Below are 254 nucleotides of genomic sequence, written 5' to 3'. Positions count from 1 at the left end.
ACAATTCCAGAAGGAGCAAAACCAGGAGATAAGATTACAGGTAAAGTTCTAGTACGTTATCCAGATGGATCAACAGAAGAAGTACCAGTAACAGTTACAGTAGGTGAACAAGATAAAGATATCTATACACCGAAATACGAAGATGGAAATGGAAAACCAGGATCTAAAGTTGAAATACCATTAACAGAAGCGAATGGTAAGAAGATTCCAGCTGGTACAACCTTCGAAAGTGATCAACCAGGAGTCATCACAGT

1 protein-coding gene is annotated in these 254 nt (G+C 38.6%); it reads left to right on the top strand.

All coding sequences use genetic code 11. The features are described from left to right. On the top strand, positions 1–254 hold a 254-nt coding region (locus OCF96_RS10000; RefSeq protein WP_261447076.1), incomplete at both ends, for a Rib/alpha-like domain-containing protein.

Source organism: Streptococcus mitis (assembly GCF_946190065.1).
GTDB classification, from domain to species: domain Bacteria; phylum Bacillota; class Bacilli; order Lactobacillales; family Streptococcaceae; genus Streptococcus; species Streptococcus mitis_DE.
Note: the sequence above shows the minus strand (reverse complement) of the source record. Positions and strands in the feature narration are given on the sequence as shown.